The organism is Streptomyces sp. NPDC001920, from assembly GCF_053594495.1.
This window is the reverse complement of record NZ_JBSFEP010000032.1, coordinates 26,429-52,397: the sequence shown is the minus strand read 5'-3', so window position 1 is coordinate 52,397 and position 25,969 is coordinate 26,429. Positions and strand designations below refer to the sequence as shown.

23 protein-coding genes are annotated in these 25,969 nt (G+C 67.9%); 8 read left to right on the top strand and 15 right to left on the bottom strand.

Annotated elements, in window-relative coordinates:
• Nucleotides 1-32 precede the first annotated feature (32 nt).
• From ACWCPI_RS36810 to ACWCPI_RS36790, 5 genes are all read left to right on the top strand, one after another.
• Nucleotides 33-1,490 (top strand): hypothetical protein, encoded by a 1,458-nt coding sequence (locus ACWCPI_RS36810; RefSeq protein ID WP_451042320.1) that lies wholly within the window; start codon nucleotides 33-35, stop codon nucleotides 1,488-1,490.
• A gap of 86 nt (nucleotides 1,491-1,576) precedes the next feature.
• Nucleotides 1,577-2,878: a type VII secretion-associated serine protease mycosin gene (gene mycP / locus ACWCPI_RS36805; protein ID WP_451042319.1), complete on the top strand. Its 1,302-nt coding sequence runs from the start codon at nucleotides 1,577-1,579 to the stop codon at nucleotides 2,876-2,878.
• A gap of 847 nt (nucleotides 2,879-3,725) precedes the next feature.
• Entirely contained in the window at nucleotides 3,726-4,037 is a 312-nt protein-coding gene (locus ACWCPI_RS36800; protein WP_451042318.1) for a type VII secretion target, read from the top strand.
• The gene (locus ACWCPI_RS36795) at nucleotides 4,037-5,014 is read left to right on the top strand and encodes a WXG100 family type VII secretion target (RefSeq protein ID WP_451042317.1); all 978 of its coding nucleotides are present in this window, start codon (nucleotides 4,037-4,039) and stop codon (nucleotides 5,012-5,014) included. The genes ACWCPI_RS36800 and ACWCPI_RS36795 overlap by 1 nt, the downstream gene beginning before the upstream one ends.
• 71 nt (nucleotides 5,015-5,085) lie before the next feature.
• The gene (locus ACWCPI_RS36790; RefSeq protein ID WP_451042316.1) at nucleotides 5,086-5,673 is read left to right on the top strand and encodes a hypothetical protein; all 588 of its coding nucleotides are present in this window, start codon (nucleotides 5,086-5,088) and stop codon (nucleotides 5,671-5,673) included.
• A 338-nt stretch (nucleotides 5,674-6,011) separates the two neighbouring features.
• Here the strand turns inward: ACWCPI_RS36790 and ACWCPI_RS36785 are convergent, their stop codons facing one another.
• The 4 genes from ACWCPI_RS36785 to ACWCPI_RS36770 are packed head-to-tail and all read right to left on the bottom strand — an operon-like array spanning nucleotide 6,012 to nucleotide 8,771.
• Entirely contained in the window at nucleotides 6,012-6,518 is a 507-nt protein-coding gene (locus ACWCPI_RS36785; RefSeq protein ID WP_451042315.1) for a hypothetical protein, read from the bottom strand.
• On the bottom strand, nucleotides 6,518-7,042 hold the full coding sequence (locus ACWCPI_RS36780) for a hypothetical protein (RefSeq protein WP_451042314.1): 525 nt from the start codon (nucleotides 7,040-7,042) through the stop codon (nucleotides 6,518-6,520). Before ACWCPI_RS36780 ends, ACWCPI_RS36785 begins: the two co-directional genes overlap by 1 nt.
• Before the next feature lie 2 nt (nucleotides 7,043-7,044).
• A complete protein-coding gene (locus tag ACWCPI_RS36775) occupies nucleotides 7,045-8,472 on the bottom strand; it encodes a putative T7SS-secreted protein (protein ID WP_451042313.1) in 1,428 nt (475 codons plus the stop codon).
• Nucleotides 8,469-8,771, bottom strand: coding sequence for a WXG100 family type VII secretion target (locus tag ACWCPI_RS36770; RefSeq protein WP_451042312.1), 303 nt, complete (start codon nucleotides 8,769-8,771; stop codon nucleotides 8,469-8,471). Before ACWCPI_RS36770 ends, ACWCPI_RS36775 begins: the two co-directional genes overlap by 4 nt.
• 457 nt (nucleotides 8,772-9,228) lie before the next feature.
• Between ACWCPI_RS36770 and ACWCPI_RS36765 the strand changes: the two genes are divergently transcribed.
• Nucleotides 9,229-9,621: a hypothetical protein gene (locus ACWCPI_RS36765; RefSeq protein WP_451042311.1), complete on the top strand. Its 393-nt coding sequence runs from the start codon at nucleotides 9,229-9,231 to the stop codon at nucleotides 9,619-9,621.
• 306 nt (nucleotides 9,622-9,927) lie between these two features.
• Here the strand turns inward: ACWCPI_RS36765 and ACWCPI_RS36760 are convergent, their stop codons facing one another.
• The 9 genes from ACWCPI_RS36760 to ACWCPI_RS36720 form a co-directional block, all read right to left on the bottom strand.
• Nucleotides 9,928-11,340, bottom strand: coding sequence for a hypothetical protein (locus ACWCPI_RS36760; protein ID WP_451042310.1), 1,413 nt, complete (start codon nucleotides 11,338-11,340; stop codon nucleotides 9,928-9,930).
• 29 nt (nucleotides 11,341-11,369) lie between these two features.
• A complete protein-coding gene (locus ACWCPI_RS36755; protein ID WP_451042309.1) occupies nucleotides 11,370-12,677 on the bottom strand; it encodes a WXG100 family type VII secretion target in 1,308 nt (435 codons plus the stop codon).
• Nucleotides 12,674-12,997, bottom strand: a complete 324-nt coding sequence (locus tag ACWCPI_RS36750; protein WP_451042308.1) for a hypothetical protein — start codon at nucleotides 12,995-12,997, stop codon at nucleotides 12,674-12,676. The genes ACWCPI_RS36755 and ACWCPI_RS36750 overlap by 4 nt, the downstream gene beginning before the upstream one ends.
• 680 nt (nucleotides 12,998-13,677) lie before the next feature.
• On the bottom strand, nucleotides 13,678-14,391 hold the full coding sequence (locus ACWCPI_RS36745) for a hypothetical protein (protein ID WP_451042307.1): 714 nt from the start codon (nucleotides 14,389-14,391) through the stop codon (nucleotides 13,678-13,680).
• Nucleotides 14,392-14,829: 438 nt separating this feature from the next.
• Nucleotides 14,830-15,903: an SUKH-4 family immunity protein gene (locus ACWCPI_RS36740; protein WP_451042306.1), complete on the bottom strand. Its 1,074-nt coding sequence runs from the start codon at nucleotides 15,901-15,903 to the stop codon at nucleotides 14,830-14,832.
• 13 nt (nucleotides 15,904-15,916) lie between these two features.
• A complete protein-coding gene (locus tag ACWCPI_RS36735; protein ID WP_451042305.1) occupies nucleotides 15,917-17,113 on the bottom strand; it encodes a hypothetical protein in 1,197 nt (398 codons plus the stop codon).
• A 392-nt stretch (nucleotides 17,114-17,505) separates the two neighbouring features.
• Nucleotides 17,506-19,467 carry an SUKH-4 family immunity protein gene (locus ACWCPI_RS36730; RefSeq protein ID WP_451042304.1) on the bottom strand — a complete coding sequence of 654 codons (1,962 nt, stop codon included), beginning with the start codon at nucleotides 19,465-19,467 and terminating at the stop codon, nucleotides 17,506-17,508.
• A 435-nt stretch (nucleotides 19,468-19,902) separates the two neighbouring features.
• On the bottom strand, nucleotides 19,903-22,095 hold the full coding sequence (locus tag ACWCPI_RS36725) for an SUKH-4 family immunity protein (protein WP_451042303.1): 2,193 nt from the start codon (nucleotides 22,093-22,095) through the stop codon (nucleotides 19,903-19,905).
• Nucleotides 22,096-22,313: 218 nt separating this feature from the next.
• Entirely contained in the window at nucleotides 22,314-22,964 is a 651-nt protein-coding gene (locus ACWCPI_RS36720) for a hypothetical protein (protein ID WP_451042302.1), read from the bottom strand.
• A gap of 249 nt (nucleotides 22,965-23,213) precedes the next feature.
• Here ACWCPI_RS36720 and ACWCPI_RS36715 point away from each other — a divergent pair, with 249 nt between their 5' ends.
• Both ACWCPI_RS36715 and ACWCPI_RS36710 read left to right on the top strand, forming a co-directional pair.
• Nucleotides 23,214-23,432 (top strand): hypothetical protein, encoded by a 219-nt coding sequence (locus ACWCPI_RS36715; RefSeq protein WP_451042301.1) that lies wholly within the window; start codon nucleotides 23,214-23,216, stop codon nucleotides 23,430-23,432.
• 174 nt (nucleotides 23,433-23,606) lie between these two features.
• Nucleotides 23,607-24,035, top strand: a complete 429-nt coding sequence (locus tag ACWCPI_RS36710) for a hypothetical protein (protein ID WP_451042300.1) — start codon at nucleotides 23,607-23,609, stop codon at nucleotides 24,033-24,035.
• Between the two features lie 147 nt (nucleotides 24,036-24,182).
• On the opposite strand, the gene ACWCPI_RS36705 is transcribed toward ACWCPI_RS36710, so the two are convergent.
• On the bottom strand, nucleotides 24,183-24,488 hold the full coding sequence (locus ACWCPI_RS36705) for a hypothetical protein (protein ID WP_451042299.1): 306 nt from the start codon (nucleotides 24,486-24,488) through the stop codon (nucleotides 24,183-24,185).
• A 52-nt stretch (nucleotides 24,489-24,540) separates the two neighbouring features.
• A complete protein-coding gene (locus tag ACWCPI_RS36700) occupies nucleotides 24,541-25,869 on the bottom strand; it encodes an SUKH-4 family immunity protein (protein WP_451042298.1) in 1,329 nt (442 codons plus the stop codon).
• Nucleotides 25,870-25,969: the final 100 nt, after the last annotated feature.

Below are 25,969 nucleotides of genomic sequence, written 5' to 3'. Positions count from 1 at the left end.
TCGAGAATCACCTGTAGAGGGAGGAGTTCAAAATGGCTGGTGAAAAGGACCTGCCCAAGCCCGAAATCGTGAACGACACCTGCGTCGCGGATCCTGGGCGACCTCAGACCAAGACTCAATTCATTGAGTACTCGCTGAAGGAACTCAAGCAGATGCTTGAGGGTACCAACCCCGGCGCGATTGAGGAGGCTGGTCGTCACTGGGGCAAGGTCAACGACATTCTTTCCGGTGGCGAGGGTGGTGGCATCGCCGGGCTGCTCGACAAGGCGGTCGACAATGTCCTGGAGCATTGGGAAGGAGATGCGGCTCGGAGCTTCGAGAAGAAGGCCCGAGAAATCTCCCAGAGCATCAGGAATGCGGCTTGGCACGCCGATCTCAACAGCTCACAGATGGCTGACGCTGGCTCGCAGCTCCGGCGGTTCAAGGCGCAGTTGGATCAAATCGAAGAGCCCAGTGGTTGGGCTAAGGTCGGCGACGCTCTCAGCGACTGGAAGTGGGACAATGGCGAAGCCGTCGCCAGTGACCTCCAGGACCGCAAGCTGACTGCTAAGGAAGTAGCGGAGATTAACGAGGGCAAGATCGGCGCAAGCCGGGAAGCCCAGCTCAACGGTGTTGCCGTTATGGAGAATCTTGCGGCCCAGTACATCCGGGTAAAGGGAAACCTGGATAGGAACCGAGTGGTCGTCGATGACAGAGGCAACATCAAGGACCCCAACCGCGACGTAGAGTATCCGCCGCCCGTTACGCCGCCTACCGGTGGGGCGTCGCGCCCAGGGGCATCAGGCTCGGCTCCCAAGCCGTGGAGTGCCGGACCGACAGCTACTGTGAAGCCAGCTCCGACAGTTCCCCGTGACGGGGGCATCACGGGTGGCACGCAACTGCCGACAACCAGGACGAAGGTGGACAGCCTCACGCCTGGATTGACAGGTCCCGGCCTTCCTCCGAGCACCGGAGGTGCTGGGGGCGGTGGCGGAGGCCTTGGCACCGGCGGTGGGCAGGGCCCGGGCTTCGTGGCACCTGGCGGAGGAGCCGGCCTCGGTCGTGGCGCCACGGCCGGGCGTGGTGGCATTGGGGTAGCGGGCGGTCGCGGTGGTATGGCTGGCGGTGGCGCGGCAGCAGGTCGTGGCGCCGGAGGCCGGGCCGGTATCGGTGGTATGGGTGGTGCCGGAGCCGGTGCCGCTGGCCGAGGCGGTGCTGCTGCTGGCGGGGGCCGTGGGGCCCTCGCCAAGGCTCGTGGTGGTGTTGTAGGCGCGGCTAAGGGCATTGCTGGCAAGGGCGCTGGCGGTGGCGCGGGCCTGCACGGCAGCCGTGGCGGAACCCAGCGCGGCGGCATGGCTGGTGGAATGGCTGGCGGCATGGGTGCACGCAACGGTCGACGGTCTGAGAACGAGGGCAACCAGAGCGAACGTCCCGACTACCTGGTCGAGGACGAAGAGACCTGGATCTCGGAAGAGGACCGGAACCGCAACGTGCCGCGGACCATCGAGTAGTACACGAGTCGGGCCGCACGACTAGCGTGCGGCCCGCTCGTATGAGGGCTGGTGGTACCAGTCGTAGTTATGTGAGGAGTAAAGCAGTGAGTTTCAAGCGAGCCCGGTCTGCGGCGGGAGTCGTGGCACTGACAGGAGCTTTGCTCCTCACTAACGCCCCAACCGCATCGGCGGACTACGTAAGAGACCAGCAATGGGTTTTGAACGCGTTTGCGGTAGAAGACGTTTGGGCTGAATCCCAAGGGCAGGGCGTTACCGTTGCCGTAGTCGACTCTGGAGTCGATGCCAGTCATCCCGACCTAACTGGGCAGGTCCTCGCGGGTAAAGACTTCACCGGAGGAGGTAACGCTCAAGAGGACAAGCTCGGACACGGGACGATCATGGCCAGCATCATTGCTGGTCACGGCCATGGCGCGGGGAACGCATCCGGCATGGTCGGTCTTGCACCGAAGGCGAAGATCCTGCCGCTGCGTGCTCTTCAGACGGAGAAGGACCCACTGCATGACGAGACTTGGGCTGCAGCGGTTCGATATGCCGTAGACCAGGGTGTGAAGGTCATTAACCTCTCTTTCGCCAATGATGGCGGAAAGACCCTCAGCGATGGTCGGGAGGCAATCGCTTATGCGCAAGCTCACGACGTTGTCGTCGTGGCTGGTGCTGGAAACGACGGCTCCATCGCTGTCGACGAGCCAGCAGCGCTACCTGGTGTGGTCGCTGTTGGGGCCATCGATAAGAACGCGAACCGCTGGGAGGGCTCAAACAGCGGCAAGGGGCTTGCCCTGATGGCTCCCGGCGTAGAGGTTCTTGCTGCGGATCCGACCAATTCGAGGCAATACACTTTGTCTACCGGTACTTCGGATGCCACGGCCTATGTATCCGCCGCCGCCGCCCTCGTCCGATCCAAGTACCCCGACCTCACCGCAGGCCAGGTGATCAACCGCCTGATCAAGACGGCCACCTTCGCCCACCACAAGGGATTGAAGGCGCCCGACGAGGAATACGGCTACGGAATCGTGCGCCCCTACTCGGCGCTGACGATGGACATCCCCGCCGGGCCCAAGAAGAACCCTCTTGGTCAGCTCTCGTCGTCCACCTCGACTTCCAGCGAGGCGGCCAAGGGGACGGACCAGTCCGCTCGGGCCAAGAAGAAGAAGTCCTCTTCCGGCAGCCTTCTCCTTCTCGCCGGTGGTGTCGCAGTCGTCGTGGTCATCGGCGCCATCGCCTTCGCCGTCCTCCGTAGCCGGCGCAACGGCGGCGGCCCTGGCGCTGGCAGTGGCGGCTCGCAGCATCCCCCGTACCCGTCCGCGGGGCAGCCGTACGCCCCTCCGGGACAGGCGCCACAGCAGCCCGGCCCCTACAATCAGCAGCCCCCGTACCAGGGCCAGTAGGGACAAGGCGACCGCGCTGCTGCCGATGAAATGACCTCGCAGGCTGAGCAGAGTTTCATCGGCATATTGCCTTGCAGCAGCGACTTCAGTTCCGAGAACGAGAAGGGACACTCCTCGAATGGGCGCAATCGTCCTGGTCGTCGGCATCCTCATTGTCGGTGCCGTGATCGCCGCGGTCGTGGTATTCGCCGTGGCTCGAAGCCGTCGTCACCCCGGCGTCGGGCCAGTCGCTCATGGCGTGGCACCCCACCCCGCCCCCGGGTATCCCGCTCAGCAGCCCGTTTACCCGCCTGCCCAGGCCCCGTATCCCATGCCTCCCCAGCAGGGGTACCCCACTCCTCCTGCTCAGCCGCCGCAGCATGCCAATCCGTACGCCCAGCAGCCTCCCCAGCATGGCCAGTAGCCGTGGCTGGTGATGACCAGTGCGCACCCGTGACCAGGCCCCGATTCGCTGAGCAGGCCCAGTTACGTCTCAAACCCGCAAGGCGCTCGCTCGCTGGGGTGTGAGACGGCCCCCACGGATACCGGAGCGGCCGGTCTGCGTACGAACTCCAGTGGGCACGCCGCGGTCCCAAGTGCTGGCAATCCGTGCATACCGGGGAACCGTTCGCCGCGCAGATGGGCGGCTCTGGGTCCTTGTGAATCCACCTGCTGCCACCAGGCTTGCCGCCAGGCCCGTACATGCAGCAACTATCTCCGTTCAGGCCAAGCCGCGGCGGGCTGTGGGAACTGAGCGGGCGGCGCTCAAGCGGCATGAGTCGGCGAGCGTGTCTCCGTGATGAAATGATCGCGTCGCGGCTACCGGAACGGTCGCGTCCATTTAAGTACCGAACTAGTGAGGGGACTTATGAGCGGGGGATTTGATGTCGAAGGCGACGCCTTGCGCAAGTATGCGAAGGCTGTGGAAGCCTCGGCCGGCCGGATCGACAGCATCAGGGCCCGCACCCAGCAATTGGGGCTCACGCAGGAGACGTTCGGCAAGCTGCCTCAGTCGGACGAACTGAAGGCCGACTACGACACTCAGCGCAAGGAATCCGGGAACGATCTCGCCGACGCCGTCGACTCGTTGTACGCGATAGCCGACGCGCTCAAGGACTCCGCGGCCGCGTACGACGACACGGAGCTGGAGAACCGGGGCATGATGGGCGGGGGGAACTGATGGGCGCGGGACAGGCAGCCGGCGACGCACTGAGCCGGATCAACTTCGTCCTGGACTGGAGCAACCCGCTAGCCGGTGTTCTCGACGAAATTATTCGGGGCATTCTCAAGCAGTTCAACCTGGACGAACTCCTCGAGCAGGTCAGCGGGGACAACGAGCTCCTCGCCGAGACCGCGATCCAGTGGCGGAAGCAAGCCAACGAACTGCGCGGTGTGGTCGAGGACCTGGTTGCCGACCGCCGTACGCTCGCCCAGCAGTGGCAGGGCGAGGCCTTCGGCAAGTTCGACACCATGATGACCGAGTTCGAGGAAGCCCTCAGGGGCGAGGCCGCGGACATGGACACCATGGCGGAGCTGCTCGAAATGGCGGCCCAGGAGTGCGCGGCCGCCGAGCAGTTGATGCTCGAGCTCATCGTCGAGATCGTGGAAGTCGCGCTCGCGACCGCCGCGACCACGGCGATCCTCTCGCTCCTGACGGCGGGCGCCGCGGCCGCCATCGGCCCGCTCATCGCGGCTGCGGGCATCGCTTCCAGAGCGGCGAAGGCCGTGAGGATCACCGCGAAACTGGCGGACGCCCTGTCGGACATCGCCAAGCGCATGCAGCTGCTGCGCAAGATGATGAAGCTCCGCAATGCACTGCGTAAGGGACCCAAGCACTTCAAGGGGGGCCTCGGGCGTTACATCCGTGGCACCAAGAAACGCGACGAGTTCGGCAACGAAATCACGGTGCGCAACCCCAACGACCTGGCCATGTATGTGGGCTACAAGGTCGTCAAGAAGGGCGTGAAGGGTGTCGTCAAAGATGCCATCGGCGCGGATCCGGCGGGGGCCGTCCAGGACAGTCTGCTGCAGGACGGGCCGGGGGTGGCGGAGGAGCGCTACGAGTACCACCAGCGTCCTGATCCGCAGCGTTTCGACGAGCGTACGGGCGTGACTCCTGCGGGTGCGGCGAGGACAGTGAGGGACGATTTCGGGTGAGCGGAAAGGGTAGGGCGGACTTCGTCCGTCAGACGGTCGAGCGGGCCAGGGCGTTGGTGCCGGCGGGTGATGTGCTGCGTGCCGATAACGGAGTCACGCTGGCCGAACGGGCGCCGTCGCCCGGACATTTTCGTCGCCCGCGCGTTCTGCGATCAGAACGCCGCACGCTCGGTGGCTGGTTGTGGATCCCGGTGGGCTGGCTCGTGAGGATCTTCACGGTCACTTCCTGGAACCCGATCGAGTGGCTCGTCGAAGCGTTCACGGAGCGTGAGGAGAAGAAGCCGGGCAAGCCGTTTCACGGCGGCTGGGACAGCATGGCCGGCCAGCTGGCCTGCAGCCTGGTTCCTCGGACGAAAAACCCCTCGACTCGGCCGACCGTGATGATGCAGGTGACCGACCGTCGTCTGCAGATCGTGTACGTGTCCCGCGTCCGTTCCTTCACCGGCGCACCCGGCCCGGTGGAAGCGGGGTGGGCCACCGATATGCGGAACGTGACCTGGATCCGGGATCGCAGCGACGTAGTGGGCGGCGACCATGAGATCGGCTTCGTCGACGGTTCGTGGTGCACGGTCCGCTTCTGGGGTGACGGGTGGAGCCGGATGTCGGACGCGTTCACCCTCCGGTTGAGTCACCTCGACCCCATTCCGAACCTGCGATGACCAGCCATATGTGAGTGGGCGTCAGTTCATGCGCCTGGGGCCGGCGGCCCGGCCCCAGGCCACGCCTTGGGAGCACTTCCAGACGGTCCGAGGTGTCCGGCTCAGGCGAGGAGAAGGCCCCGGCGGCCCGGCGCCTGGCGGCGCAGCCGTGGTTGGAGCGTGGCCGGATCGCTAGCCGAAGTCAGCCCGCACGCGATCGGTGACGGTGTGCCTCTGCTCCCCTCCATCGCCCCCGGCTGCGTCGGACCCTCCGCCGCTGGAGACCGTCAGGTCATGCGCGGTCTTCGACAACAGGGAGACGTAGAACGGGAGATCGGGCAACGAGGGTGTGGTGAGGCTCAGGACCAGGAGTCGCTGCATCCGGGGGAGTGGCAGGTACACGTCCGCCCTGGCCAGGGGGAGAGAAGGTGCCGTGCGTCCGCTGGATCCGACCGCCACTCGACACCGCACAGGACCAGAACGCCAGGCCCGGCCGGGACGCGGATCTCCTCGACGGTGTTGTTGTCGTTCGTGGACAGCGCCTCGAAGAGACCGCGCGCGGAGAGTTCAGCGTCAGGTTCGTCCAGTGGGTCGAGGCGGGCCAGCAGTGAGGCTGTGGTGAGGCGGCCGTCAGGGGCCTCGTCGAGGCAGAAGCCGGCGTAGAAGGAGTTCTCGGCCAAGGCGTGGTCGGCCATCTCGCGGTAGGCGTGGAAGGCGACTTCGCGCTGGAAGTCAGTTCCGGTCGGCCAGACCTCCTCGGCGATGGCCCAGAGTTGTTCCAGGCGTTCCTCGCCGGCCAGGTCAAGGCCCAGGGAGTAGAAACCCCCAGGAATGTCCAGATGAAGCTCTGATGTGGCGGACTGCATTACCGGACCTTCCCGTGCTGGGGGAGCAGAGCCACGTGCCGGAGCCCCTTGGAGGCGTCCAGGTTCAGGCCGTGCTTGTACGCGAGGCGGGTGAGTGTGCTGAGAGGGGTCCCTCGGAACTCTCGCGGGGACAGCCACAGGCCCTTGAGGAAGCCGCCGTCGGGCATGAGCGCGGGGGCGCCGAGGTGGTGGAAGTTGGTGCGGCGGCTGAATTCCTGCCGTGCGATCTCGTGCGACAGGCGGGCGAACTCCCTGTCCAGGTACGCCTCGTGCTTGGACGCATCGTGGGACAGCCGGAGCATGAGCCTGTCAGGTGACAGGAACGAATGAAAGGCGAAGCGGTCAGGCAGCAGGGAGCCCACGTCGCCCTCTCCGATCACGAGCACGAGCCGGCACACCAACCGGATGGGGATGTCCAGGGGAATGACGACCCACTGCACGATGAACCACAGGACCAGTCCCAGCCGTGACGGGTGGGGGAGGACGGGGTCCACGGACGACGGGGAGTGCGGTGTGGAAGCCATGCCTATTCTCCGGTCACGCTGTTGTAGATGCCGCTGACCGTTCCGGGCAGGGACTGGGCGAGCTGAGGCCCCCTGGACCACCACGACAGCGGGTCGAGGCTGCCGTCCGGGCGAATGGCCGCCTTGAGGGAGTCCAGGTCCCGGAGTACCGGGGCATTGGCGATCATGTTGTTGAGCTTGCCCTCGGTGAACGTGGAGCCGAGGTTATGGGCGACCGAGTTCTCCCAAGCGAGCTTCAATCGGTTGCCCACACCGCTTGCCGCCTCGAAGACGCGGCCTTCCGCGGCAGGCATGATGCGGCCGGCCTCGCGGGTGAAGTTGCCCGCCTGCGCGACTCCCTCGTCCGCGAGGCGGTTCAGCCGCAGGACCTTCTGTACGTCGTCGACATTGGCGACGACTCGCTCCACGCCCTCTTCCACGACCGTCGCCGTACGCACCGCGACCTTCGCGGATCCGGTGACCGCCGTCTTCGCGAACCCGGCCCCGGGGATGATCCCGACCGCGTCACCTACGAGATCCATGACCCCTACGTCAGCGCCACCGATCTTGGCCGCGCCGTGCGCGAGCAGCGCGCCCGCGGAGAACCCGGCGCTGGCCAGGGCCAGGGCACCGGACAGAGGCGGACACCACAGGGTCAGCAGAGCCAGGACGCCCAGGACCGCGGAGATGTTGCTCAGCCAGTCACCGATCGTCTTCAACAGGTCCTTGTGCCGGGCGCACCATTCCTGGATGGCGTGCCCGAGCTTTTGGAACTGGTCGCCCAGGCGCTCCCAGAACCCCGGGTCGGGTGCCTTCTCGGTCGCCTTGCGCAGCTGACTCGCGACGCCCCGGGCCTGGGACTGGTGCTCCTCCAGCAGGCGCTCGGCCCGCTTGATGATCTCCTCCAGTTCACGCTCGGCCTGGTCGAGTCGCGCCGAGGCCGCAGACAGCTCACCGTCCGCCTGCCGTAGCCGGACGCTCGCCGCGTCGATCTTCGCCTGGGCGTCCTGGAGGGCGGGGCCGGTGAAGTACTGACCGCTGAGACGGAAGGCGGGGTCGGACGCAGCCTGGTTGTAGCGGCTCGTCGCGGTGTCCTTGTTCTTCTCCGCTGAGGCCACCTGCCCCTTGGCCTCCTTGGCCTGAGCCTCGTACGTCCGCGCCGTGTGCTGGTAGTCGGCGAGTGCCTCGCGCCACTTCGTCAGCTCCGAGGACGCGGTGCTCATCGCCTCCTGGCTGTCCTTCAGGTAGCGGGGCAGCTCCCCGACCTTCTTCGAGAAGGCGGAGGCGGCCTCTCCGGCCCATGTGACGTTCCCGGTGAGGCGCTTGATGCTGTTCTGCGCGTTGTCGAGCGCGGCTGCCGCCCTCTTGGTGCGGGCGGCGAGTGAGTCCACGTTGCCGGGGCTGCCCGGAGCAGGATCGAAGCCGAGCGAGGGGTAGGAGTCGCTGCTCACTGGGTGCCGCCCTTCCCGGCGAAGCCGTCGCGAAGTGCCGTCTCGACGTCCCGGTAGGTGTCGCGGGTCTTCTTCAGGCCGTCCTCGATGCCCTGCGTGCCCTCGGCGATCTTCGTGATCGCGTCGTCCCAGCTGTCGTGGAACTCGTCGCAGGCGTTGTCGAGTTCCTTGCTGCCCGTGGTCTTCGGTCCGGTGTCGCGGAGGGCGTTCAGTGCCGCTCGCATCTCGTCCTGGCTCCGGTTAAGTTCCCTGACCAGGGTGTCCAGCTCGGATATGTCTACCTTGAAGCCCGCTCCCATGGCGTGGCATCCCCCTTGTCTTGCACAGGCGCACGTCAATCGCGCCGACACGCTATCCAACGGGACTGTGGAACCACGCTGGGGGTTTGCTCGTTCGCACAACCTTCACGGGTTCTTCCGGGGCGGGTGCCGAAACGGGTGTCAGGAGACATCGGGAGACGCAAGGACCCCTGGTGACGAACGGAGTGTCGGGAACGCGGCAGCCGGGCTCGGCAGAGGTGCAAGGTTCTCGGTGGCTACTTGCACATCGTAAGTCGCATCCATGCGCACCACGGTTGCCGGCGGCTGTCAGGGGCGGCAAAGCGATCCGTCCGGGGACTGCGGCAGTGGGGTTCGGCCCCGCGGTCGTCGCGCTGCCGCCGGTGTTCGTGCCGACGTGGCCCGAGGCCGTGCGCGGTGCGGATCGCCGTTGTCCTGCCCCTGCCGGGCGACCGGCCGGCCGCTATGCTCGCCTGCCATGACAACGCAAGGCGGTGACGCGGCGAACAGCGCGGACGGGACGGGAGGGCGGCCCCTGGGGTCCGGGGAGAGCGCGGACGAACTGCGGGCACGGTTCCACAGCCAGGGCCGACCGGCGCTCGCGGAACAACGGCGGCGCGATGTGCGGCAGGCACGGGGTATGTACGCGGCGTTCGCCGGGTTGGTCGCCGTCGTCTGTCTGGTCCTGCTCGCCGTACGCCTCGGTCAGGGCGACGCGCTCGGCGTGTGGGTGGCCACGTATGCCGTGGGTGTGGTCCTCGGTGGTTGGGGTTTCGTGCTCGCGCGCATCGGCCACACGCGCTGGGCGATGATGGTCGCCTGCGTGGCGGTGGCGTTGGCGGGCCTGGGCGACAGCCCGGCGTTTCGCTGAGCAGCGGGGACGCGGCGTACAGCTCGGCGAGCAGGACCTCGCGCAGCCGCCGGCGGATACCGGCCTTGTTCCAGTGCCGTGGTCGACGCCGGCAGATACCGGCCTCGTTCCAGTGCCGTGGTCGACGCCGGCAGACACCGGCCTCGTTCCAGACCAGCCGTCGATGCCGGCAGACACTGGCCTCGTTCCGGACCAGCCGTCGACGCCGGCAGGTCATGCCCGAGCCGAATCCGAGCTCAGGCATGACCACCAGCCATACGCCCGGCATGAGCGGAACAACCCCGCAAGCCGGCCGATGGACCCACCTCAGGCAGCAGACCCCACGGCACCCGGGTTGCCGCCCGACTGCCTCTCGGTCGCCGGGTCGTGCCGTGCGGCGAGATACAAGCCGTATGCCAGCAGCCCAACCGTGCCGGCGATTCCGACGACCAAGCGCCAAGCCACCCCGGGAACGGGAAGCGCGAGCACGACGACGCAGAGCGTCCAGAGCAGGAGCACGTTCATCGAGCGGTTGGAGATGCTCAGGATCCAGCAGCCGTTGAGGTCCAGCAATCGGCTCTCGCTTCCGGGGTTGACGGGAACCTGGTGATCGATCCCCGCGCTCGCTGACTCCTCGTACTCCGGGGCGAGCCCGCCCGGGATGAACCAGCCGGCCTCGCTGACGAAGACCGCCCCCGTACGCGGCGGCCCCTTGCGACCCCCGTGCCGGTTGCGGCCGGGCACCCAGACCAGATGGCCTTTCGCACGCCCCACCGTCTCCACGTACCTGGCATTGTCCGCATGGACATGCAGCTGCACGGGGCCATTGGCGCCATCGGCGATGTCCAGGGAGATACGTGCCTTGTCAGCCCCGTAACCGTCGTACCCGGAGACACACGCCCCCAGCACGCGTTCGTTCCCGCGCAGCCGCCGCGGAAAACGCTGGTCCCTACGGGTCGCCAGACCCCCGAAGGTGATGGTCGCCATGAGGACCAGCCACGCCGAAGCCAGAATCCAGGTCCACCAGTTGCTCATGGCGCGACCTGACAGCCGACGGTCGACCTCGCCCCTGTCGTTGTCGCCCACGGCCCCCAGTTCCGGTCGGTCGGGGGCGTAGGCGACGTAGACCTTCCCACCGACCACTGCGGGATCCGGGAACTCCGACCTGAAGTCGATGCGCTGCCCGCGCCCGGTCCCGTCGGCCGCGGGCAGCGTCACCGTCACCGTGCAGTGGTACGTGCTGCGGTTCCTGTGTGCGTCCTCGACCACATCCCGCACCGACTCCACCGGCAACGCCCGCACCACGGCGCCCGCGGAGGCGATGTCCGCCGCCTTGCCGGTGGGGGTGGCTTCACCCACCCCGAGGGCGAGCGGGAGGACCAGCGCCAAAATCCCGACGTAGAACACCAGGACTTCGTTGCTCCACAGAGCGGACGCGCCCCGCAACCTTCCGGGCAGCTCTCCGGGGTCGTTCCCGCCCGCCTGTGACAGGTGGTCGGCGAGGGCGCGGTAGACCCGCGCGGGCTCCGAGGGGCCCGACGCGCGTCGCAACGCCCATACCGAGACGGCCAGGACTGCGAGGGCGCCCGCGCAGCCCAGCACCAGAGCGTCCCGCAACGTGGACTTCACCATGAAGAGCCAGCATCCGAGGAGCACCGTCATCAGGATGCATGCTCCCCACACCACCACTTTGCCCAGGACGACGGCCGGGCCGAGCGTGCGCATGTCGCCCTGCTTCATGGCTCCTGTCCGTGTCCCTTCCGAGCCGTTCATCCGAAGTCGTCCACCAGAGTCGTGTTCTTCGCGTGCTCACGGAGCCGCTGGGCCGTCCTCTGCTGCCCTTCGGCCAGGTCGTCCTCGATGCCGTCCGCCTCCTGGAGCCGGTTACCGGCCACACCGAACCCTGCCCCCACTCGGCTGCTCGTGGCTTCGTCACGCATCGCGTCGCGCTGCTCCTGCGTCAGGCCGCCCGCATCGGCTCCGGTGCCGGACGACGTCGCCCGGTCACCACTGTCTTCGCTCGCGCCGACAGCCCCGCTGCTCCCGCCGGTTCCGCCCATGTCGGCGGCCCTGCCGGAAGCACCGTCCGCTGTGCCGCTTCCGTCGGCCGCCCCGCCTGAAGCGCCTTCTCCACCGGTGGCACCTACTCGGAGGCCGGATGCCTCACTTGATCCCGGGCCATGTGCCATTCCACCTCCGACGCCCCCGCCGGCCGCCCCTGCCCCTGCCCCGATCAGCGACTGCGACCAGTCGAACACGTCATCCTTGTCGGCCCACGGACCGGAAGCGTTGACGGCATCCCCGACCAGGCTGCCCGTCGCTCCACCCACGGCACCCGCGCCGATCGACTCACCGATCCCACCCCCGAGCCTTCCGCCGAGCGCCGCATCGGCAAGCTTGCCCATGCCTGCCCCTGCCATCCCGCCGACGAGGTTGTTCTCCCACTCGGGGCCCTTGCCGCTGATCATGCTGGTGGCGACTCCGTTGCCGAACTCTATCGCGGTCCGGCCGGCGAACGTGCTGCCGAGACGAACGCCGTACTGCAGGAACTTCCCCGAGGGCTCGTAGGTCCGCAGCCATGCGAACCCACGGGCGATCGCGGCCAGGATCCTGCCGAGTCGTGCGGCTGCGGCCGCCGCCTGCCCGGCAAGTCGGGCCGCGTTCGCGGCACCGGCTGCGGCGGAGAAACCGAGGGTGATGAAGGAGGTGGCGAGGGAGACACCGATCGTGACGCCGATCTCGGCGTAGATCGCATGAATCTCGTCGTTGATCTCCTTGATCTTGTCCGCTGCCTCGTTCAGGCCCTTCCTCGCCTCGTCGAAGGCCGGTTGGGCGTCCTCGACGGACTTCTTGACCTCCATCCAGTGCTCGACGAAGGCATCGGCAGCCGGCCCTCGCCACTCATCGCCGTGGACGTCACGAACGACCTTGTCCATGTGGACGACGAACGTGTCGAGGGCTTCCCTCATCGCACCCCACGCGGTGGCCGCGTTGCGCAGCACGTCCGGCTCGCCACCGGGGTTCCAGAGCTCCAGACCGGCTTCGTACACGGTCTCCGCGGCCGACTCGCCACTCATGCGCTCTTCCCCTTGAACAGATCCGCCAAGGCATTCTCGGCGGCTGCGGTGTTGCGGGAGTTGGCAGAGAGGTTGTCGGCCATGTCGTAGAGGTGTTCCTGTAACCCCCGGATCGCCTTGGTCATGTGCTCGGCCAAGTCGATGTATGCGGTGGTCACTTCCTCGGACTCCGTCAGAAACCCGAACCCGTCGTGAATGGCCTCGGCATCCGTCTTCGGCTTGAACTTGGCCAACTGCTCACCGAGCGCATCGGCCTCTCTCTTGAAAGCGCCGCTCAACCTTCCGAGCGCTGAGTGGCCGATATAGAACCCGTCCGACACAAGGTCCTCCCTCTGTGCTTGTCGCGCGACACGCAGCCAGCCCTGCGGCTGCGAGCCTCGTGTCACACGTTCCTTGAGCGGAATCGCCGATTCTGCCGGGCAGGCGAGTGCGACTCTGCACATCTGGAGCGCCTGCTGCGCATCGCCACAAGGGTCCACGCCATGCCCTCAGCTGCGGCGCGACGGTCCTGGTGGCCGCTCGGTCGGCGAGCGGCGAGTCACGGCATCATGCATATGAGGGACGGCTTGATATGTCACGTAAGTGCTGTGTGCCCGGTTTCACGGGGAATGGCGTCCCTCAAGAGGGTGAGCCTGTCAGCTCACCGGACGGAAGACGACACGAGCCTCGGGCGCCCGAGTGCGCGGTTCAGGTGGACACCCACCGTGGAGAGGGACGTGCAGATGACGAAGCACACCGACGAATTCCTCGTCGAAATGTAGGGGGAAGGCGCACGGCGGAACAGGCCGGCGAAGACAACTGCATCGCCGTAGAAGGCGTAAGTGCTCTGGGTGGGCCCTTCATGCCGAGCCAGAGGTGTGGGGTGTACGGCCACTTGGGCCCGGCGTGATCGAGCAATCCTGGCCCGACCGTCCACAATCTATGCGGGCAGTCGCGCGACGGCGGTTTTGGCGGGGCTCGGTGACAGCCCCGCCCTCCACTTAGGCGGACCGCCGAGAAGTCACACGTGACGGCGCTTGTTGCCGACGAGGTAGGCAATGCCCCAAGCGGCGGCTGCGGCGATCACGAGACCCAGCGGGGAGGTCCAGTCGACTCCGCCGCTGGCTTCGTCGATCCACCATGCCTTGGCCGGGAAGAAGGGCTCGGACTCCAGCAGTGACTTGAGAGCCATGCCCCCGTCTTCCTTGACGATGAAGATCGGCAGGAAGTTGGCCCAGCCGAAGAAGGCGCCGAGCGCGGCGATGATGGCTCCGCCGATCCGGGCGCCGTTGCTGCGATGACCCACGCTGCCGATCAACGCGCCGACGATCGCTCCGTTGAGGAGCGCGTGCGCCAAGTAGAGGGTGGTGGACGTGGCGAACGTCAGGTCCTTGGCTATGACCACGATGAGGACGCTGAAGAGCAGCGCGACGACGAAGGAGACGAGGAACCCGAGCAGGACCGCGCCGACCGGATTGCCGCTCCTGACCGGCTGTTGCCCGAAGGGAGGCACCTGGTACGACGGTGCCGCGTACATCGGGGCCGGTCCGGGCGGGGACGGCTGCCCGGCCTGCATCGGCGGTTGCCCGGGGACGGGGGGCGCTCCGAAGCCCGGCGGCTGCGGCGGACCGGGCTGGGCGTACGGGTTGTAGGCGGGCGGCGGTTGCTGTGGTTGCTGTGGTTGCTGCGGTGGTTGGGGAGGCTGCGGGGGCGGCTGGAAGGGCGGCTGGCTCATCGATTTCCCACTGAGTGAATTGATGGGAACAGCAAGTTATCAGTGAGATCAGGAGGGGGCCGTCGGAGCAGGAGCGGGCTGCGTGAAGAGCGGCCGTCAGCCCTCGGCCGTTGCGCTCCCCCCGTAACCGTCCTCACGGTCCATCCTCCGGTACTCCTGGTCCAGCCTCAGAATGAGCTTGCGGGCCCGGTCGGAGAGCAGAACTGACGAGAACGCGCACGGCATCACGGTGATCGAGACGGACGCCGATGTGTTGCGGGACTGGCCGCACGGCACGCAGACAACCGCAGTGTGGTGGCTGCCGAGGTGGGGAATCTCGGCTCGTCTTTGTCGAGGGCGGGGAAGCTGAGGCCGGTCAGGGTGGCGCGCCTGCGGTGGACGGCTCGTATTCGTCCGGTCGCGCGCGGAATCTGCCGCCGAACGACCGGGGTCGGCGCGTCAGATCCGGTCCTCGAAGTCGTAGTCCGCGAACACCCTTTGCCAGCCCTGTGTTTGGTAGGCCGCAGGGTCGATGAGGTCCAACCAGTGACGTAGATCCGACTCCGTGTCCTCGATCGACCAGTCGGAGGCGTGCCACCAGTAGTAGAGGCGGACCATGGCGACGAACTGGGCGAGGCTGCTTCCGGCCGGCTCGTCCTCGATCCCCGACCGGCCGTCGCGCAGCACGCGCCCGTCGCGGCCGTCGAGGAGGAGTCGCGCACCTTGCCAGCTGCCGAGGGAGAAGTACGGGGACTGTGTCCCGTCCGGTTTGCCGAACGGCTCGGCAACCGGGTGTAGGCCGGTGTCCTCAAGGCCGGTGGTATCGAGTTCGAGGAAGCCGGTGACACAGGGGAAGCCGACTTCGGAAAGAAAGGTGCGCGCACCGACGTCGGAGAGCGCGGCCGACAGGCTCTCCTGCGGGAACCGTCTGACCGCCGCGGATCCGAAGACGTCCGTCAGCCAATCGGTCGTGGGGGCCAGTGCCCGGGCGGGCAGGTCGGCCCGAGCAAGCGTCGTGTCGGTGCCCACCAGATGCTTGAGGAGGCCTGATGTGCCCTCCTGGCCGGCGCTCTGGTTGATCTCGACCACACAAACCCCGTCCATGGTTGCCAGAGCGATGTGCTGGCCCGAGCGCGTGGCTCGACGGATGTACCGGGGCATGCGGGGCAGATCCACTTCCCCGTCGGCGGCACCGGCGGGGCGCCACCCTCGGGGCCCCTGATCCGCCCGCATGGTGCCGGACGCGTCCGCGGCCTCACCGGGATCGGCTCGTGGTGTGCCCGTGACCAGATCCCAGGTGCCGATGTGGTCGCGGCGCGTGCGGGCTGTGACCAGATCGCCGGTCGGGGTGCGCACGATCTGCAGTGTCCGGACGATCGGGCGCCTGACCACCGCGTCCGTGCCGAACGCGCCGGCCCCGACGCCCTCGGCCCAGAGTGTCCGCCAGGGCAGGAGCCCCGGGTCGGCCGACGACAGGAGTAGATCGGCGGCGGCTTCCTCCGCCGGTCCGGCCTGCATCAGGGCCAGATGCAACAGCGCCAGCCACTCACCTCGGGACGACGGCTGAACGCCGCGGCGCGCCAGGTAGTGGAGGCGGGCCCCGGCACATCCCTGCGGGATCGGCCGTCCATGGAACGCGGCCTCGAACGCCTCGAAGAGCGTCTCGTGGCCGCACCCGACGACTGCTGCCGCGTCTTTGAGGAATGCCTCGAACTGGCCGGCTGCCGCAGCGTGACCGGCCAGCGTGACCGGCCAGGGCGCGTTCGGCGTACCAGCGCGTCGCCTCGGAGGCGTCTGCGGCAGACAGCGCGGTGACTGCGCGCGCGTGCCAGGACCTGGCCTCCTCGGCGGGCATCTGCGTACGCAGTCGTCGGGCCGCTGCCTCCTGTTGGAAGGAGATAAGGGGAGTGCCGGTCCCGTCGCCCGTCCGGCGGAGCCAGTCTCCGGCCATCGGCTCGCCGAGCAGCGACTCCAGCCGGGACTCGGGGACGTCTTGTCCGAGGGCGGAGCAGAGCATGGACCACACGGGGAGGGGAACGAAACGGTGCTCGGCCAACGCCAGCGCATCAAGAGCGGACGTCAGGGCCGCATCCTCGGCCTGCTCGGCGAAGGCGGGCATGCTCTCGAAGCCCCCCTGCAGGGTGAGATGCCGTCCGCCCAACTCGTCGGCCCTTCCCGGGGCATCGTCCACTTCGACCAGCAGGCGCATCCGCAGCCCGCGCGGACGGAACGTGATCAGCGCCCGTGCCACCCGATCGATCACACGCTCCGGTTCGCGCGAGGTGCGCAGCCGGCCCGCCCACTGTGTGTTCGTGAGCACGACCACGGGATCGCCCTTGATCCGGCGGGCCGCGGAGCCGAAGTTGTCGTCGAAGGAGTCCGGGGCGGCGATGCCAAGGGCTTTCGCCAACTCCCGGGCCACCTCCTCCGCTGACCTGCCGGCACAGTCGACGTGGGCCGCGGCCGGATGTCGGGCAACGACTGCGCGCAGCAGTGCTGTTCTGCCGCTGCCCGCACGCCCGCCGATCCACAGCCAGGCGCTGGTGTCGCGAGGACGGTCGATCCACCGCAGCGCACGGTCCAAAGCGAGTTCTGCCGCGACTTCATCGAGGTTCGGGGTCGCGCTCATGCGTCGGGTCTTTCCTACCGTCAGATCTGCTGGCCAGGGTTTTCGGTGTCGGCAAGGCATGAGCCCAGAGAATATCGGCGACTTGTTCGAGCGATCCCGGTAATCGGCTTCCATGGGGCCTGCACCGCAATGTCATGCCCTCGCGCGGATCGCTGAACGGTTCGACCTGTTCGCCTCTTGAGGCGCTCGTTCCAGCGGCCCGAGTGCGGTTCGCAGTGCTCGGGTCGTGGTCCCGCGCGGCTGAACGAATCATCGGCCACGTAGTGCGTCCGTTGGGGTTTCCCGGTCGTACACCTCAATGCCCGGCGAAATGACGCCCGAGAAACTCGGTTTCATGTCCTGGGCGGCGTCCACGACCTGCCAGGACAGTCGTCCGTCGCCTTCCGTTGTGGCCGGTGCGCCTCTCGTGCCTCCTGGGGCTCTTCCGACTCCGACCACCGGTCAGCGGACTGTTCGCTCTCGCGCCGGTACGCGAGGGCGGCGGCGCCCGGTTGACGGTCGCCGCGTCACAACGATGCCGGGACGTCCGACTGTCCCTCGAATGCTGCCTTCCAAGGTCCGCAAGATCCCGCCGGTCGGTCGATCTGCAGTGCCCAGGACGCGAGGCTACGACGAGCGTCGCGTTCCTCGTACCGGGTGGGGAAATCGCTGCGACGCAGCGTGACGTACAGAGCCACCAAGGTCATGAACTGCCGCAGGCTGCTGCCGAGCAGCTGCGGTCCGGCGGCAGAGGCCAGCAGTACGCGGCCGGAACCACCGTTGAGGACGACTTCCTCACCGAGCCAGGTCCCCAAGCGGTAGCCGGACCTCTGGTGACCCCGTGCCACGGTGGCTTCCAGGCCGGTCCGGTCAAGGGCCACGGTGGTCAGGAATCTCGGCTCGTCGCCGTCAAGAGCGGGGAAGCCGAGACCCCTCAGGGTGGCCTGCGCTTGCGGGTGGACGGCTCCGGCAGGGACTGCGTTCGGCTCAAGTCGGCGGAGTGCCTTGGCTTCCAATACCTCCAGGGCGAAGAGCCCTCCGCTGCCGCCCAGTATCCAGCGATCGCCGTCGGCCTGCGCCGTGTCCCGGACACTTCGGGGCAGTTGGGGGCACGGCAGTTCCGCGTACGCGGGCACCGCAGGGGCCGGGTGAGTGTCGACGGCACGGCCGACCACACGGTCTACATCTCCACTGTCGTCGAGGAAGACGTCGACCACCGATGGGACTGCGAGCTCCGTACCGTCCGTGAGACTCCACACCCGTTCCACATAACGCTCGTCGCCCGGTTCCTCCAACTCGTCATCCGTGGGCAGTGGCAACTCGCGCTGAGTGGTCACCACGGGGAGGCCGTCGTTGAGGCCGAGCTCCACGTAATCCACAGCCCCGCTCGTCCCGGGGTGCTTCCCGAAAACGCCGTACGGACGCCACCGCGACCACGAGGTGCGCCAGGGCAGCCGCACGGCAGAGTCAGCGAGTGCGTCCGCCCACTCGGTACGTCCGCGGTTCACGGCAGCCCAGTGCAGCCAGGCCAGCCATTCGCCCTGGGACTGTGGTGCTACGCCTTCCGCATCCAGGTAGTGCGCGTCGGCGGCGATGCCTCCCATGGGCACGCCCTCCGGCCAGGCCCGGGCGATCCCCTCCAGCAGTCCGATCCGGTCGCAGAGGGCCACGAATTCCGGCTGTTCGTCCAGAAGCCGGGGCAGGGCGCCGCCCAGGGCCGCGTGGACAGCGGCGGCACGAGCTCCGTAGGCACGCACACGGGCAGCTGCGTCGGCGGAGGCGGGGGCCGCCGGGGAGGTGCGCGTGGAGGCGAGCAGGGCCTCGGTTATGGAGACCTGCTCGGCGGGGGTCAGTGCGCTGTGCGACCTGATGCCGTACTTCAGCGCATCGGATACGAGCTTCGCACTGAGGCCGGCGGCCGTCTCCTGCACCGCCACTACCTCGGGGAGCTGTTGCGCGAGCCGGCGAAGGGAAATCTCTTGGGTGGGCATCCCCAGCACGGAGCAGAGGAACTCCCAGATTGCCAGTGGGGTTTCGTGTACTTCGGACGCAGCAAGCGCGCGCAGCTGAGGGTGGGATGTGAGCAGTGCCGCGACATTCGCCCCATCGGATTCTTCGTCCAGGACGATCTCGTTCGGGCGGCGGATGTGCACCCGGCTACGAGCAGAGTCGGCCTCGACGACCACACGTACGCACCCACGGCTGTGTGCACCGAACGCAGTGGCCAATGGGCCGGCGATGCGATCCGGCTCGCTCGATGTGAACAAGGGGCCGGACCATTGCACATTGGACAGCAGGACAATGGCATCACCGCGTACCTTCACGACGGCGTCGAACAGCGGGTCCTGTCCCCGAAGTCCTCCGACATCGACGCCGAACTCCGTGAGAAGTCCACGGGCCACTTCATCCATGGTCAGGCCGCGGCAGTCCACGAGGACGGACGAGGGAAACCGCTCGCGAATCCTGCCCAGCAGCTCGCTCTTGCCCACCCCGGCGGCTCAGCGCAGGGGCAGCACCGATCCGCGTTGCCGCGGCTCGACCAGCCAGTCGCTGACAGCGCGCTCGGCTTCAGCAAGGATCACTGGTTCATCACTCCGATCAGCCCTGCGCGGGTGGTTGGCAGTGGTCGGCACGGTAGTACCCCGATGGGGCCGTGCGGGGTGCTCGAACGGCTACCGCAGAAGGAGCCCGCAGCCGTCGTGCTGGTGGGACGGCAGTGCCTGGCTCGGCGGTTTGACGTCGGGTCAGTCGTTCTGCCCGAGACCATGGCTCCATGCCGAGGCGTCACCGTCACTGTGCGGTCGTACCTGCTGCCGTTCTTGGGCTCGTCCTCGGCCTCCTCCCGCACTGACTCGACCGGCAGGGCACGCACTACGGCGTCCGCGGACGCGATGTCCTCCGTAGGCTTGCCGGCTTACAGCCGCTCAGGTGCTGTCCAGATGCCCGCCGAGTGCCTGCTGCCAGCAGAACGATGCTGTGGCTTCGGGGTCGATTTCTCGTGCCCAAGCCTTCACGCTCCGGCGTGCATCCCTCTCCTCGTCGCTCCGGAAGGCGAATCCGCTCAGGATCAGCAGGCGGTACAGGCCGATGAGGATCATGAACAGCCGCAGACTGCTGCCGAGGAGTTCGGTTCCGGCAGGGGAGAGGAGGAGGACGCGACCGGTGCGGCCCTCCAGGACCACGGGTTCCGCGAGCCAGTGTCCCAGGAGGTAGGAGTCTCCGGGAGAATCGACCGGCTCGAGACCGGCCTGATCGAGCGCGACAGTGGTCAGGAACGCCGGTGTGGTCCCGTCGAGTGCCGGCATGCCGGTCTCGGAGAGGAGCGTACGGGCGTGGGGCTCGGTCAGGCCGACTGGTAGGGCGGTCAGAGGAAGGCGGCGCAGTGCATGGTCACCAAACGTGGTGGTGAACCAAGCGTTGAGCGCCTGGCCTTGTTCCGCAATGGGTGCGGGCTCGGGCCACGGAGCCGGCGACCGAAGGGACGGTACCAGGGGCCGTGGCCAGGTTCCGGGCCCCGCCGTGAGCCCCTCGGCGTGCAGAACGTCGAAGGCGTAGAGACCTCTCGTACCGTAGGCCACCCAGCGTTCCTCGTCTGCTGCCTCCGCTCCGGTGCGTGCGATCAGGAGCCCTGGCCAGTCAGGACGGTTCGCAGCGGACGAGCCGACGTATCGGCGGGTGTCGAGGGCGCTTCCGGCCGTCCGTTCCACGTCCCCTGCGTCGCTGATGAACAGGTGGACCGCTCTGGGTTCGATCAACTCCTGGCCGTCGGACAACCGCCACACGCGCTCGCGCACTTGAACGTCGCCCCACTCGCCGAGGTTGTCGGAACACGCCGCCTCAAGCTCCTGCCGGCTGAAGCCGCCGCTGTGCTCGCTGGCCACGACGGGGATACCACCGCAGGTGCCGATGTCCACCCCGTCGACGGGTCCGGGCAGATCGGGGCGCGGTCCCAGCACACCGTAGGGACGCCACTTCGACCATCCGGTGCGCCAGGCCAGCGGCACGGGGCTGGCGCTCTCGAGCCGGTCAGCCCAATCGCGGCGACCGCGGTTCACCGCTGCCCAATGAAGCCAAGCCAGCCACTCGCCTTGGGAGTCGGGTGTGATGCCGTCACGGTCCAGGTAGTGCGCGTCCGCGGCGACACCACCGACAGGAGGGCCGCTCGGCCACGCCAGTTTGATCGCTTGCTGCAGCGAGACGTGATCGGCGAGCGCTGCCAGTACCGGCTGTTCCTCGATAAGCCGCGGCAGCGTGCCGGAGAGCGCCGCGTGGATGGCGAGCGCGCGGCCGGTGTATGCCGCGATCTCCATGTCGGATGTGCCTTGGGCACATCTCGAGGCCTCGGAGAGGAGGGCATCGGTGATGGCCAGCTGCTCCGCGGCGGTGACGGGCTGCGTCTTGCGGAGCAGGTGCCTGAGTGCGTCCGACGCCAGCCGCACCATCGGGGTGCCGCCGGAGCCAACCGCGAAACGCAGCGCATCGGGCTGCTGCTCCACAATGCGGTGCAGCGTATCGTCGGCGCCTGTCCCGCCCAACGCACTGTTGATGAACACCCAGACACGCAGAGGGATTTCACGCAGCTCAGCCGCGGCCAAGGCACGGAGGGCGGGGTGCTCGGTGAGAAGCGCGGTGGGGGAAGGGCCTTCGGGATCCTTCTCCAACAGGATCTCGTTGGGCCGGTCGGCGTGCGCAGGGTCGCTTGGCTCGTCGAACTCCAGGACAGGAAGCACATGGCCACGGCCCTTGCTGCTGAACTCCCCGACCACACGATCGATGAGGTGTGGCTCAGTCGAGGAGCACAAGGTGCCTGCCCATTGCACATTGGCAAGGATGACGATCCCGCCTCTGCGCAGACCTGCCAGCGTGTCCTGCAGCGGGTCGCCCAAGGGGCGATGGATGGGCTGGAGATCGAAGTGCGTGAGGAGTTGCCGGAGCACCTGATCCGCCGTCAAACCGCGGCAGTCCAGGAAGAAGGAGCCGGGCAACTGCTCGTGCAGTCCTGCGAGCAGGGCCGTCTTGCCTACACCTGGTGCGCCGCGCAAAGCGAGTTTCGGCGTGTGTTTCGGCGGGTTGGCCAACCAGCTCACGATCTTGCCATCTGCTTCATCGGCAAGCACGGTGCATCACTCCGATCAGACCGGCTGATCAGGGTACGTCAGTGCTCGCGGCGAGCTTCATCCAGACCCTCGCGAGATCTCCGCGGAAGCGGTGCATATCGGCGTTGCGAGCATCCACAGCGCCGTAGACGACTCTGGTCTTGTTCTTCTGCTCCGGGAGTGCCGCCTTCTCCTCATCGCTTTACGGGGGCGGTCCGGAGAGCCGGGTACGAGACTGTTCACGGCCTACGGCCCCGAGTCCGCTCCTTGTGTCCCTTCACGTCAGGTCGGCCGATGTGCCCCTCCGCGCGCTCCGACTCACCGAGCCAGAGGTGCGGGACGTACCGCTGGACCGCCGTGACCACCTCCTGCCGGCAGCCGGCGGGGAAGGGGACGCGGTAGCACAGGCGGGGCAGGTCGGGGTGCAACGGCTCCTCGTCGCGGACCAGGGTCCACAGGACCGGGTCGTCGCGGTCGACGGGGCCGGTGGGGACCAGTTCCAGGGAGTACATGGTCTGGCGGCCGAACCTGCTCCAGTAAAGGCCGACTCCGGCGAGGGTCTGCCATGGGATGACGTTGCGCAGCTTTCCGTTGTCGATCCACAGGCCGGTGTGGTCGACGAGGATCCTCGTCCTGCGGTTGGTCCAGTTGGCGATGAAGAGGAGCACGCCGACCACGCCCAGCGCCAGCATGAACACGAGACCCGCGTACCCCGCGGGGGTGGATGCGCCCTTCTGGTTCCCGGTGGCGATCACGACAGCGCCGAAGACACCGACGGCGCCGATGGCGATGAGGAGGACGGAACAGGGGAGTCCTACCGAGGCACCACGGCGGCCGGTCCGTATGACCGTGGCATCCGGCGAGGGGGAGGACGGCTGCGAAGGCAACATGGTGCGTGAGCCTAGCGAATTCACCTACGCTGCCTCGTCATGAGCATGGACGGCCGGGAACACGGCAGGGTACAGGCACAGCAGGTACAGGCACTGGTACAGGCACAGGTACAGATGAAGGTGCGAGGCGGCGAAGGCGAACCGGCCCTCCCCGGCGTGGACGAGGTCAGGGCGAGTGCTCCGGAACAGTCGGACCCAGGGTTCGCGGGACAACGGTCGCAGCAGGCGCGGAGCGCTCGCGGTGCCCTCATGGCTGCCGGGGCGCTGGTGGCGCTGGTCTGCCTCGTCGTGATCGCGGGACGTCTGATCAGCGGTGCGCCGACGGGGCTGGGGACCGTGGTCTACGTCCTGTCCCTCGCTTCCGCCGGCCTCAGCGTGGAGTTGGCCCGGCGCGCACGCACCCGCTGGGCCATGATGGCGATCATTCTCGCGGCGGCGGGCGCGTCGCTGGCGGATGTGCTGCCCTGACCTGACCCACCTGCTCGGCAGCTGAGCCGACGCCGACGCCTCAGCCTTCCCCTTGCCGCCGGGGGGACTGGCGCGTCGTAGCCCCACACGCGCCCGAGGCGGCCGGCACGGCATTCGTACGCGACGGGGGATACTGCGGGTGCCGAAGGACGAGGAGCAGCGAGGAGAGTCGACATGACCAGGCGATCGGAGAACTCAGCGAACCCGTCCGGCGATTCGCCGGAGCGCGGCGTGCTGGACGAGGCACTGGAACCGGAGCAGATACGTTCCCTGAACTCCGCCCTGCGCAAGCTGTCCGCAACCGATGGCGTCAGCGACGACCTGAAGGATGCGGCCAAAAGGATGCTCTCCGGCAGCCTCCCCCTCCGCGACGCCCTGGACGACCCGGCGTTCGCCCGCGCCCTGGGCGGGGGCCTGGCGTCCCTGCGTGGCCAGTGGGAGTCGCTGTCGGAGGAGGAGCGCGACCAGATCAGGCACGGAGAGACACCGGCGAGTGGGAACCCTTCCTCCGGGCAGCCCGACGCCGGCACCTCCGCGGATCAGTCCCCGCAGCCCGGGAAGAAGAACCAGGGGCGCCACAGCGGCGGGTTCTCGCTGTACTGATCACGGACAACGGATCACGCACTCGACGTGCAGGTCACGACGTACGCGTCACGACGAGCGCGTCACGACGTACACGTCACGACGTACATGTCACGACGAACGCGTCACGACGTACACGTCCCGATGCGCGAGTCACGGACGTACGCGTCACGACTGGCGCTGCTTGCGGTACAGGGCGATGGCCGTCTCGGTCGGGTAGTTGGGGACGGTGACGGTCTCGCCGTTCTCCTTGGAGACGACGATCTTGCTGCCGCCGGGCGGAGCGGGCTGGGGCCGACCGGCAGCGTCCGTGACCAGAGGGAACACCGCGTACACCAGGTAGCCGATGTCGAACTCCTCGACGCGCATCTCGGCGGGCGTGCCGTCCGGGAGCTTGGGCTGCGCGTACCGGCTGCGGACGAGGGCGAGGGCCTCTTCGGGGGTCGTGGGTGGTGCCGGGTTTTCCGAAGTCACGGCTTCGTTGCTCCTTATTGGCTCGATGGGGATGGTGATGCTGGAGGTCCGGTCAGAACAACCCGTGCCACATCTGCTCGACGATCAGCGACCACCAGGTCTCCGCGTTGCTCAGCGCTGACGCGTCGACGGCCGCCAACTGCTCCTGCAGCGCCGCCACCTCCCCGCCCGCCGCGACCGGGTCCATGCCCTGCATCCGCTGCCGTACCACTGAGATCAGGGCCAGGGAGCGGGCGAAGGCGGCAACCGAGACATTGACGTAGCGAGCCTCGGTGGTGACCGGATCCACCGCCCACACCGCGCCCAGACCGTCCGGCTGCCCGGAACCCGGCTGGCACTGCACTGCTACGACCGCCACCCCGTCGAAGCCGATCCGCGCCAGATGCGCGAGGACACCGATCTTCTCCTCGCCGGCCGGGCTGCGCCGCTCGCGCAGGTTCGTGGCGACGTCGGTGAACAGGCCGCCGGCCGGAGGGGTGTCAGGCCGGTCTGCGGTGAAGAAGAAGGGGAGGTCGGCGGGGATCCCTGCCCAGGTGAGCGTCGCCTTGCAGGTGTCCGGCAACGGGCTGTCGGCGATGGTGTCGGCGTCGTAGCGGCGTACGCCGTCCTGGCCGAGGACCTCGACGAGATGGTGGCCGAGGGCGACGTCCCGCATGGGCTCAGCGGGCGTCACCTGTGCGGGAACCGGAACCCGGCGCGGGCGGGGCGGCGGCTGCTGCCCGGCCATCCGGTGCATCGTCTCCACCTGATCGACCAGCGCCGCGATGCCCTCGGCGCGCTCCTCGGGACGGGTTCCGTAGGTCTGTGAGCAGGAGAGCTCGGCGTTGCGGAAGGAGTTGAGGAGTTCGGCCGTGTAGCCGCCGGGGAGCAGGCTGGGACGCAGGTCTGTGTGGATGGCCACGACGTTGTCGACGGGGACGTTCATCCGCCGCAGCTCGGCCCACGCCTGGTACTCGGCCGGGGGCAGGCCCGGAGCGGAGGTCCGGAAGAGTGTGGTTTCCTCGCCGTTCGCGGGGTCGATGTACGTGAAGACGGCTGTGTTGCCGGGGCCGGTGACCGGACGGGCACCTTCCGGCGTTCCCGCGCCCTGCGCCGCGCCGCCGTGCTTCTGCCGGTACATCTGCACGACCTCGTCGACCGGTACCGACGGCCAGACCGTCAGCTCGCCGGTACGGCGGTCCACGACTCCGCACGCGTCGCCGATCTCGGCGGGCGGCCGACGTTCCCCGGTCACCGGGTCGCGCTCGGGCTCCGCGGCAGCCGCCCACACGACCCAGCCCAGGTCGAACTCCCGCATCCGGACCTCGCGCCGCGGCCCCGCCGAGCCTTCCGGGTTGAGCCAACGGTCGGCGATGGCGAGCGCCTGCTCCTGGCTGGTCACGGGGAGGCTCCTTCGGTGTGGTCGGTCGAGGGTGTGGTCGGTCGAGAGAGGGCGGAGGCCGAGAGTGTGGAGATGACGTGCACCAAGTGCCCACGAGGGC

What these genes read in the sequence shown, in the direction of transcription:
- ACWCPI_RS36710 (WP_451042300.1), top strand. Translation starts at nt 23,607, where the DNA reads ATGACCAGGCGATCGGAGAACTCAGCGAACCCGTCCGGCGATTCGCCG.
- ACWCPI_RS36755 (WP_451042309.1), bottom strand. Translation starts at nt 12,677, where the DNA reads ATGAGTGGCGAGTCGGCCGCGGAGACCGTGTACGAAGCCGGTCTGGAG.
- ACWCPI_RS36765 (WP_451042311.1), top strand. Translation starts at nt 9,229, where the DNA reads ATGACAACGCAAGGCGGTGACGCGGCGAACAGCGCGGACGGGACGGGA.
- ACWCPI_RS36810 (WP_451042320.1), top strand. Translation starts at nt 33, where the DNA reads ATGGCTGGTGAAAAGGACCTGCCCAAGCCCGAAATCGTGAACGACACC.
- ACWCPI_RS36785 (WP_451042315.1), bottom strand. Translation starts at nt 6,518, where the DNA reads ATGCAGTCCGCCACATCAGAGCTTCATCTGGACATTCCTGGGGGTTTC.
- ACWCPI_RS36760 (WP_451042310.1), bottom strand. Translation starts at nt 11,340, where the DNA reads ATGAAGCAGGGCGACATGCGCACGCTCGGCCCGGCCGTCGTCCTGGGC.
- ACWCPI_RS36720 (WP_451042302.1), bottom strand. Translation starts at nt 22,964, where the DNA reads ATGTTGCCTTCGCAGCCGTCCTCCCCCTCGCCGGATGCCACGGTCATA.
- ACWCPI_RS36735 (WP_451042305.1), bottom strand. Translation starts at nt 17,113, where the DNA reads ATGGAAGCCGATTACCGGGATCGCTCGAACAAGTCGCCGATATTCTCT.
- ACWCPI_RS36780 (WP_451042314.1), bottom strand. Translation starts at nt 7,042, where the DNA reads ATGGCTTCCACACCGCACTCCCCGTCGTCCGTGGACCCCGTCCTCCCC.
- ACWCPI_RS36795 (WP_451042317.1), top strand. Translation starts at nt 4,037, where the DNA reads ATGGGCGCGGGACAGGCAGCCGGCGACGCACTGAGCCGGATCAACTTC.
- ACWCPI_RS36745 (WP_451042307.1), bottom strand. Translation starts at nt 14,391, where the DNA reads ATGAGCCAGCCGCCCTTCCAGCCGCCCCCGCAGCCTCCCCAACCACCG.
- ACWCPI_RS36715 (WP_451042301.1), top strand. Translation starts at nt 23,214, where the DNA reads ATGGCTGCCGGGGCGCTGGTGGCGCTGGTCTGCCTCGTCGTGATCGCG.
- ACWCPI_RS36770 (WP_451042312.1), bottom strand. Translation starts at nt 8,771, where the DNA reads ATGGGAGCGGGCTTCAAGGTAGACATATCCGAGCTGGACACCCTGGTC.
- ACWCPI_RS36800 (WP_451042318.1), top strand. Translation starts at nt 3,726, where the DNA reads ATGAGCGGGGGATTTGATGTCGAAGGCGACGCCTTGCGCAAGTATGCG.